A 9371-nucleotide genomic window follows, 5' to 3' on the forward strand; every position below is an offset into this window, starting at 1 on the left:
TCCGGGCGCGGCAGGGCCTTGCGCTCCAGCTTGCCGTTGGGGCTCAGCGGCAGTTCGGCCAGCAGCACCCAGTGGCTCGGCACCATGTAGTCCGGCAGCTGCGCCAACAGGCTGGCCTTCAGCGTGTCGCGCAGGTTGTGGGTATCCACGCCGTCCTGCGGTACCAGGTAGCCCACCAGCTGCTGGCTGCCGAGGATATCCAGGGCCAGCACCACCGCCTCGCGCACCTGCGCTTGCTCCATCAGCCGCGCCTCGATCTCGCCCAGTTCGATGCGCAAGCCGCGGATCTTCACCTGGTGGTCGATGCGCCCGGCGTACTCGATCACCCCGTCGGCGCGCTGGCGCGCCAGGTCGCCGGTGCGGTACAGCCGTTCACCGCTGCCGAACGGGCTGGTGGCGAAACGCTCGGCGGTCAGCGCCGGGCGGCGGTGGTAACCGCGCGCCAGGCCTGCGCCGCCCAGGTACAGCTCGCCGATCACCCCCACCGGCACCGGGTTCAGCTCGGCGTCCAGCACGTAGGTGGCCAGGTTGGCGATCGGCTGGCCGATCGGCACCGTGTCGGCGCCCTCCTCGCGGCAGGTCCAGTGGGTCACGTCGATCGCCGCCTCGGTCGGCCCGTACAGGTTGTACAGCCCGGCCTGGGGCAGCTTGGCGAACACCTGCTGCTGGGCATCCACCGGCAACGCCTCGCCACTGCAGACGATGCGCGCCAGGCCCGTGCAACTGCCCACCTGGGCGTCCTGCAGGAACACCTGCAGCATCGACGGCACGAAGTGCAGCGTGGTGACCCGGTGGGCGTTGATCAGCTCGACCAGCCGCGACGGGTCGCGGTGATCCCCAGGCCCGGCCACCGCCAGGCGCGCGCCGGTCATCAGCGGCCAGAAGAACTCCCACACCGACACGTCGAAGCTGAACGGGGTCTTCTGCAGCACCGTGTCACTGCCATCCAGGCCATAGGCCTGCTGCATCCAGCACAGCCGGTTGGTCAGCGCGCTGTGGCGGTTGCCGGCGCCCTTGGGCTTGCCGGTGGAACCGGAGGTGTAGATCACGTAGGCCAGGTTTTCCGGGCTCACCGCCACCGCCGGGGCGTGCGCCGGGTAGCCGTCCAGCGCCAGCTGGTCGAGCAGCAGCACCTTCAGCCCGGCCGGCAGCGGCAGTTGCAGGTGGCTCTGGGTCAGCAGCAGGGCAATGCCGCTGTCCTCGAACATGTAGCTCAGGCGCTCGCTGGGGTATTCCGGGTCCAGCGGCACGTAGGCGCCGCCGGCCTTGAGGATCGCCAGCAGGCCGACCACCATTTCCACGCTGCGCTCGGCGGCGATGCCCACCAGCACGTCCGGGCCGACGCCCTGGCCGATCAGGCAATGAGCCAGCTGGTTGGCGCGGGCGTCGAGCTGGGCGTAGCTCAGGCGCTGCTCGCCGAACACCAGCGCCTCGGCGTCTGGCGTGCGCGCCACCTGCTCGGCGATCAGCTGCTGCACGCTGCGTTGCAGCGGGTACTGGGTGGCGGTGGCGTTCCAGCCGCTGAGCGTCTGGTCGCGTTCAGTGGCATCGAGCATCGGCAGTTCATCGACCACCGCCGTCGGATTGGCGACGATCGCCTGCAGCAGGTTGCTCCAGTGGCGCGCCATGCGCGCGGCGGTAGCCGGTTCGAACAGGTCGGTGGCATAGGTCAGCGAAGCACTCAGGCCGTCGCTGGCCTCCACCGTGTCCAGGGCCAGGTCGAATTGCGCGGTGCGGGTTTCCCAGGCCAGGGTCTCGACCTGCAGCTGCGCCACCCGCTGGCCGTCACGGCCACGGGCAGGCTCGCGCTGGTGATTGAACAGCACCTGGAACAACGGGCTGTGGCTCAGGCTGCGCTGGGGCTGCAGGGCCTCGACCAGTTGCTCGAACGGCAGGTCCTGGTGGGCCTGGGCACCCAGGGCGGTTTCACGTACCTGTTGCAGCAGTTCGATGAAGGTCTGCCGGGCACTGAAGTGCGCATCGAGCACCTGGGTGTTGGTCAGGAAGCCCACCATGCCTTCGGTTTCAAGGCGGTTGCGGTTGGTCACCGGCACACCGACACGTACCTGTTGCTGGCCGCTGTAGCGGTGCAGCAGGGCCTGGAACGAGGCCAGCAGCAGCATGAACAGCGTGACGTTGTGCTCCCGGGCCAGGCGCTGCAGGGCGCCGTCGAGGCCAGCCGGCAGGCGCAGGTCCAGGCGCGCGCCGCGGTGGCTTTGCACCGGCGGGCGCGGATGGTCGGTGGGCAGGGCCAGGGGCGCCTGGTCACCGGCCAGGCGCTGCACCCAGTAGCCGAGCTGGCGTTCACGCTCGCCGGCCTCCATCCATTGGCGCTGCCACAGCGCGTAGTCGGCGTACTGCACCGCCGGCGCGTCGACAGGCGCGGCCTGGCCGGCACTGAAGGCGCCATACAGGCGCACCAGGTCATCGACCATGACCTGCTGCGAGCCACCGTCGGAAACGATGTGGTGCTGGACCACCAGCAGGATGTGTTCATCGTCGGCCAGGCGCAGCAGGTCAACCCGCATCAGCGGCCCCTGCCCCAGGTCGAACAGTTGCTCGATGCGCTGGTGCAGGAAGTTTTCGATCCATGCCGCATCGGCCTGGGCCGGCAGCACGTGCCGCACAATGCCGACCTCGGCCTGGGCAGCGATCACCGCCCGTGGCCGCGGCCCGTCCTGGACGAAGGTCGTGCGCAGACTTTCATGGCGTTGCACCAGCGCCGCGAAGGCCTGTTGCAAGGCGTCGACCTGCAGCGGCCCACGCAGGCGCAGGGCGCACGGCACGTGATAGGCGGCGCTGTGCGGATCGAGCTGCCAGAGGAACCACTGGCGCTCCTGGGCATAGGACAGCACCAGCGGCGCATCCGCGGCACGCGGCAGCAACGCCGGCGAGCTGTCCGCGACAGGCTGCTGCAGCCCGGCGACGAAGGCTTCCAGGGTGTCATGCTCGAACAAGCTGCGCAGCGCCACGTCCAGGCCCAAGGCATGGCGCAGGCGCGAGACAACCTGGGTGGCCAGCAACGAATGGCCGCCCAGGGCGAAGAATCGGTCACCCAGGCCGATACGCTCGACCCCCAGCACCTCTTGCCAGACCCGCGCCACCTGGCGCTCAAGCTCGCTGCGCGGCTCGACGAAACTGGCCTGGGCCGCCTGGGCATCGACCGCCGGCAAGGCCTTGCGGTCGAGCTTGCCATTGGGGCTCAGCGGCAATTGCTCGAGCAACAGCAAGTGGCTCGGCACCATGTAGTCCGGCAGGTGTTGCTGCAAATGCGCGCGCAGGCGTGCCTGCAGCGCCACGGCGTCCTCGGCTTGCTCGTCCGGCACCACGTAGGCCACCAGGTGCAGGCCATTGGCCGACGCCTGGGCCAGCACCACGGCGTCGCGCACCGCCGCCTGCTCCTGCAGCCGCGCCTCGATTTCACCCAGCTCGATACGCAGGCCACGGATCTTCACCTGGTGGTCGACCCGGCCGACGTAGTCGATCACCCCATCGGCGCGGTTGCGCACCAGGTCGCCGCTGCGGTACATGCGACCACCCGGCTGGCCGGCGAACGGGTCCGGCAGGAAGCGCTCGGCGGTGAGGCTTGGGCGATTGAAGTAGCCACGCGCCAGCAGTTCGCCGCCGATCATCAGTTCACCGACCACCCCGGGCGCAGCCAGCAGGCCGCTGCTGTCGAGCACCATCAGGCTGCGTTCGGGCAGCACGGTGCCGATCGGCAGAGTCAGCGGTAGCGGCTCCAGGCCATTCACATAGCCCGTGCAGTCATGGGTGCTGACGGTGACGGTGGCTTCGGTCGGGCCATAGGTATTGAGCAACCGCACATGGCCGAGCCCGGCCTGACGCCAGGCTGCCAGCCCTTCGGCGGGCATGGCTTCGCCACCGCTGTGCACCTGCTTGAGGCGGCCGTAGTCGCGCGGGCCGACGGCGGCGAAGTCCTTGGCCAGCATGTGCCAGTAGGCGGTGGTCAGGTCGACCACACTGATGCGCTGACTGATCAACTGCTGGTAGAAGGTCTCGCTGTCCCAGATCTGTGGGCCACGCAGCACCACGGCGGCGCCGCACACCAGCGGCGCATAGAGCTGCTCGACGAAGCCGTCGAAGTTGAAGGTGGCGAACTGCAGCATGCAGTCGTCGGCGTCCAGGCCGAAGAAGTCCACCGACACCCAGGCATGCCGGCTCAACGCCGACTGGCTGATGCCCACGCCCTTGGGCCGGCCGGTGGAACCGGAGGTGAACATCACGTAGGCCAGGTTGTCGCCGTGCACCTTGCGCCCAAGGGGCGCAGGGTCGCTGTCGCGCCAGGCCTGGTCCTGGTCCAGGCACAGCACCTGCACCGCGGCGGGCACCGGCAGGCGCGGCAACAGCGCAGTCTGGCTGAGCAGCAGGCGCAGGCCGCTGTCTTCGATCATGCACTGCAGGCGTTCGGCCGGGTATTGCGGGTCCAGCGGCACGTAGGCGGCGCCGGCCTTGAGCACGGCCAATACCGCCACGACCATGTCCAGGCCGCGCTCGACGGCCACCCCGACCAACAGGTCCGGCCCGGCGCCACCGGCCACCAGGGCACGGGCCAGGCGGTTGGCGCGCGCGTCCAGTTGCGCATAGCTCAAGCGTTGCTCGCCATGGACCAGCGCCAGTGCTTGCGGGCGCAAGGCCACCTGGGCCTCGAACAGCTCGTGCAGCGGGCGTGCATCCGGGCAGGTGAACGGCACCTGGCTGTGGGCCAGAGTCTGCTCGATCTGCGCAGCGTCCAGCTGGGCCAGCTCGCCCAGCGCCCGGCCGCCGTGCCCGGCCATGGCCAGCAGCAGCTGGCACAGTTGGGCCAGCAGTTGCTCGACACTGTCGTCGCGCAACAGGCTGCGGGCATAGCTGATGTGCAGGCTGAGGCTATCACCCAGGCCCACGGCGAGGGTCAGCGGGTAGTTGGTCTGTTCGTGGTTACCGATAGCGCCGAAGCTCAGGCCGGGCGGCGAAGCGTTCTGCAGGGCCTCGGCCACCGGGTAGTTCTCGAACACCAGGATATTGTCGAACAGGGCTTCGCCGCCCTGCCCGGCCCAACGCTGGATCTCGAACAGCGGCGTCTGCTCGTGCTCGCGAAGCGCCAGGTTCTGCGCCTGCAGGGCACGCAGCCACTCGCCCAGGGGCTGTTGCGGCGACGGCGCGGCCACCACCGGCAGGGTATTGATGAACAGGCCGATCTGCTCCTCGACGCCCTTGAGGTCGGCCGGGCGGCCGGCCACGGTGGCGCCGAAGCAGACACTGTCCTGGCCGGTGCTGCGTTGCAGCAGCAGGCTCCAGGCGGCCTGCACCAGGGTGTTGAGGGTGACTTTGGTGTCGCGGGCAAAGGCATTCAGGCGGGCGGTCTGCGCGGCATCGAGGCTGCGCAGGCTTTCGCCTTGCCCCTGGCGGCCAGCGGCCGGGCGCGGCAGGGCATCGACCAGGCGGGTCGGCTCGTCCAGGCCAGCCAGCTGGGCCGTCCAGAACGCCTGGCTGGCGGCTTTGTCCTGGCGCTGCAGCCAGTCGATGTACTGGCTGTAGCGCACCCGGCTGGCGGGCAGTGCCTGCCCGGCATAGCGTTGCAGCACTTCGCCCAGCAGGCGCGAGTTGCTCCAGCCGTCCATGAGGATGTGATGGTTGGTGTAGATCAGGTGATAGGCCTGCTCGCCGGTACGCACCATGGCCATGCGCAGCAAGGGTGCCTGCGCCAGGTCGAAGCCCTGCTCGCGGTCAGCCAGGGCCAGGGCATCGAGCGCCGTGGCCAGGTCGTCGCGGCCGCGCCAGTCATGCTGCTGGAACGGCATGCGCGCGTTCTTGTGCACCACTTGCAGCGGTTCGGCCAGGTCACCTTCCCAGAGGAAGGTGGTACGCAGGATGTCGTGGGCGGCCAGCGCCTGCTGCCAGGCCTGGACGAAGCGCTCAGGATCGAGGCCGTCGACGTCCAGGCGCATCTGGTTGATGTAATCGCTGGCCGACTGTTCGAACAGGGTGTGGAACATCATGCCCTGCTGCATCGGCGCCATCGGATACAGGTCCTCGACCTGGCCGGGCACCAGCGGCAGCTGGTCGAGCTGGGCCTGGCTCAGGCGCGCCAGGGGGAAGTCCGAGGGCGTCAGGCCGGCGGCCTGGCCATCGCAGCAGTGCGCCACCAGCTCGGCCAGGGCCGCGCCGTAGGCATCGGCCAGGGCCTGCACCTGCGCGGGCTCGAACATCTCGCGGCTGAAGGTCCAGCCCAGGCGCAGCTCGCCGTCGAACACCTGACCATTGATCGTCAACCAGTTGTCCAGCGGCGCATCGGCGCTGCGTTCGGCACCGGCATCCTCGCCCACCGGCTGCAACAGGGCATCGGCCTGGTCGCGCCCGGCATCGAACTGGCCGAGGTAGTTGAAGGTGATGCGCGGCATGTCCAGCCCGGCCAGGGCCGCGACCGCCGACGCGCCGCCCAGGTGGCGCAGCAGGCCGTAACCCAGGCCCTTGTCGGGCACGGCGCGCAGTTGCTCCTTGATTGCCTTGAGCGAGGCCCCCAGCCCGTTGCCTGGGGTCAGGCGCACCGGGTAGAGGCTGGTGAACCAGCCGACGGTGCGGGTCAGGTCGATGTCGTCGAACAACGCCTCGCGACCGTGCCCTTCCAGTTGCACGGCCATGCTCGCCTCACCGGTCCAGCGGGTGATCACCAGGGCCAGCGCTGTCAGCAGCAGGTCGTTGATCTGCGTGCGGTAGGCGGCGGGCGCCTGCTGCAGCAGCTTGCGGGTCAGCTGCTTGTCCAGCTGCGTCTGCACACTGTGCGCCAACTGCTGGCTCAGGCGTGCCTCGCTGCGCGCCTGCGGCAAGCCGGCCGGCAGGTCTTGCAACTGCGCTTGCCAGAAGCCCAGCTGGGCCTGCACCGATGCACTGCCGGCATGTTCGGCCAGGCGCTCGGCCCAGCGTTGCAGCGAGCTGGTGCGCGCCGGCAAGGCCTGGCCGGCACAGGCACGCTGCAGGTCTTCGGCAAGGATGCGCCAGGACACACCGTCCACGGCCAGGTGGTGGATCACCAGCAGCAAGCGCTGTTCGCCATCGGCCAGGTTGGCCAGCACCGCACGCAACAGCGGACCGTCGGCCAGGTCGAGGCTGGCCTGGGCCTCGGCGCCAACGGCGGCCAGGCCTTCCAGGTTGTCCAGGTCGACCTGCCAGAGCAGCGCCTGTTCGTTCCTGGGCGCGGCGAACTGCGCCTGCCATTGCCCCTGCGGCGCGGTGAAGCGCAGGCGCAGGGCGTCGTGATGGGCGACCAGGGCCTGCAGCGCCTGCTCCAGGGTGGCGCCGTCGAGGGTGCGGGTCGGCTTGAGCAGCACCGACTGGTTCCAGTGATGCCGGGCGGGAATCTCGCTGGCAAAGAAGTGCTGATGGATCGGCAGCAGGGTCAAGGCACCCTCGCTCGGCCCCTGCTCGAGCTGGCCGGCATTGTCGCCCGACTCGGCGACCTGGGCCAGGCCACGCACGGTCTGTTGCTGGAACAAGGCCTTGGGGGTAAAGCGGATTCCGGCCTGGCGGGCACGGCTGACCACCTGGATGGAGACGATGGAGTCACCACCGAGCTCGAAGAAGTTGTCATCCAGGCCAACGCGCTCAAGCTTGAGCACGTCCTGCCAGATCGCCGCGATGGCCTGCTCCAGCTCACTCTGCGGCGCCACATAGTCCTGCTGCAGCACACTGGCGTCCGGCTTGGGCAGCGCCCGGCGATCGAGCTTGCCGTTGGCCGTCAGCGGCCAGGTCGGCAGGAACAGCAGGTGCGTCGGCACCATGTAGTCCGGCAACTGGCCCTTGAGCGCCGCGCGCAGGCTGTCTCGCAATGCGCCCGCCTGCGCCAGCGCCGCCGCCTCGCGCGGCACCACGTACGCCACCAGCTGGCCGTCCTCGGCCAGCACCAGCGCGTCACGCACCGCCACCTGCTGCTGCAGGCGTGCCTCGATTTCACCCAGCTCGATGCGGAAACCACGGATCTTCACCTGGTGGTCGATCCGCCCGATGTACTCGATCACCCCGTCGGCGCGGTTGCGCGCCAGGTCGCCGGTTCGATACAAGCGGGCGCCCGGTGCGCCGAACGGGTCGGCGACGAAGCGCGTGGCGGTCAGGTCGGCGCGCTTGAGGTAGCCGCGCGCCAGGCCGGCCTGGCCGACATACAGCTCACCCACGCAGCCCTTGGGCACCGGGTTGAGCTCGGCGTCCAGCAGGTACCACGACAGGTCCGGGATCGGCTCGCCGATCGGGCTGCTGGCCACCTGGGCCAGGTCGGCCCAGCCGATGGGCCGGTAAGTCACGTGCACCGTGGTCTCGGTGATCCCGTACATGTTGATCAGTCGCGGCTGGCTGTCGCCGAAACGCTCGAACCACGGGCGCAGGCTGTTGACGTCCAGCGCCTCGCCACCGAACACCACGTGGCGCAGCGCATTGCCCCGCGAGGCCGGCTCGCACGCCACCTGCATCAGCGCCTTGAACGCCGACGGGGTCTGGTTCAGCACCGTCACGCCTTCGTCGCACAGCAGCGCGTAGAAGTCTTCCGGCGAGCGGCTGACGTCCTGCGCCACCACCACCACGCGCCCACCGTACAGCAGCGCGCCGAACAGCTCCCACACCGAGAAGTCGAAGGCGTACGAGTGGAACAGGCTCCACACGTCGTCGGCGGCAAAGCCGAACCAGTGCTCGGTGGCGCTGAACAGGCGCAGCACGTTGCGGTGTGGCAGCAAGGTGCCCTTGGGCTTGCCGGTGGAACCGGAGGTGTAGATCACGTAGGCCAGGTTGTCCGGGCCGGTGGCCACCTGCGGGTCATCCGTGGCCTGGGTGTGCGGGGTGTCTTCCAGCAGCAGGCAGCGCACCGTCGCCGGCAGCGGCAGTTGGCCCACCACTTCGGCCTGGCTAAGCACCAGGCCGATTCCGCTGTCCTCGATCATGTAAGCCAGGCGGTCCTCGGGGTACTGAGGGTCCAGCGGCAGGTAGGCGCCACCGGCCTTGAGCACCGCCAGCAGACCGACCACCATGTCCAGGCTGCGGGTCACCGCCACGCCCACCAGCACGTCCGGGCCCACGCCCAGCTCGATCAGCTGGTGCGCCCACTGGTTGGCGCGTGCGTTGAGCTGGGCGTAGCTCAGTTGCTGGCCCTGGAAGCTCACGGCGATGGCCTCGGGGCGTGCCGCGGCCTGGGCGGCGATCAGCTGGTGCAGGCACTGCTCGGCGGCGAAGGTGCCCGGGTTGGGGTTCCACTGCGCCAGTTGCGCGCGGGTTTCTTCGGCATCGAGCAAGGCCAGCGCGCCGATGCGCTGGGCCGGGTCGGCGACCACGGCGGCCAGCAGCTGTTGCCAGTGCTTGGCCAGGCGGGCCACGGTGCTGGCGTCGAACAA

General features: G+C 69.5%; 1 protein-coding gene. It reads right to left on the reverse strand.

From position 1 onward, the window contains the following. A partial coding sequence (locus ACO6VM_RS27165; protein ID WP_422404059.1) for an amino acid adenylation domain-containing protein occupies positions 1 to 9371 on the reverse strand: 9371 nt, incomplete at both ends.

It is taken from the genome of Pseudomonas sp. GZD-209, assembly GCF_049310485.1.
In the GTDB taxonomy this organism is placed as follows: Bacteria; Pseudomonadota; Gammaproteobacteria; order Pseudomonadales; family Pseudomonadaceae; genus Aquipseudomonas; species Aquipseudomonas sichuanensis.